We start from the raw sequence: 984 nt of genomic DNA, 5'->3' as shown, positions 1-984 counted from the left end.
AGGCGAGGCCGAGGTCGGACCGGGTGACGTCTTCGTGTGCCCGCCCGGACACGATGCCTGGGTCGTCGGCGAGGAACAGGTCGTGGTGTATGACTTCGCGGGAGGCATGGCACAGGAGTACGCAAAGGCCACGAAGGAATAACCGCCTGAACAGACGCCTGAACAGACGCCTGACGTCTTTGCGAACTCGACCATGAAGAGACCCCCCAGTCAATGATGGCTGGGGGGTCAGAAGCAGGCTCTCGGCCACTGCTTGTCCTCGGTGGGCGGGGACGGTTTCGAACCGCCGACATCTGCCTCGTAAGACCACCGTCCTTTGGTAGCCACTAGGCCACTGACCTGGTCCGCCGCTTCCCCTTACCCGTACCAAGTGATCGTTTAGGAGGGATTCCGGAGATCAACTCCGTACCCTCCCAAACCTGGCCGCCGGTGCCCGCCTGCTCGAAGGCCAGCGGCTCGGCAGCGGGGGCCGTCTGACGTTCGGAGCCAAGACCCGCACGCGCACTCACCGAGGCCGAGCTCGCCGAGCTGCTCCTCGATGGCACCGCCACGACAACGACTTCGCGTACTGCCCGGCGAAAGACCGCACCACCTTCCACGCCATCCGCTCCGACGGGTCCCGCCGCCGCTGCTGGACCTGCGACACCACCACGGCAGGACCAGTGAGCGCGTCCGAGCCCGGATGACCGCGTCCCGCTCACGTCGCGCACCACCGCCCGGCGGGCTCCTCGACCGGCGCTGAACGAGTGCGGGGCGGCCGTGATCGACCGCCCAGCGCTCCGGATCCAGCAGCAACGGTTCCGCAACATCACGAGAGAAGACTCGAGTTGAGCAACGAAGGCCGCGTGCAGAGCGTCCGCAACGCCTGGACAAACGCCCTCAGGGCAGAGGTCTTGCGCGTCGGACGCACCATCCCCGAGGTGGCGCGCGTCGTCACCGTGGGCATGTGGATCTCCACGTACGCGGATACCGACGGCTCCAACT

General features: G+C 66.7%; 1 pseudogene. It reads left to right on the top strand.

What is annotated here, in order from left to right:
* A pseudogene (locus ACZ5CR_RS45255) lies at window positions 1–142 on the top strand (cupin domain-containing protein); the annotation flags it as partial.
* Window positions 143–984 lie beyond the last annotated feature (842 nt).

Source organism: Streptomyces sp. NPDC031274 (assembly GCF_055570235.1).
Note: the sequence above shows the minus strand (reverse complement) of the source record. Positions and strands in the feature narration are given on the sequence as shown.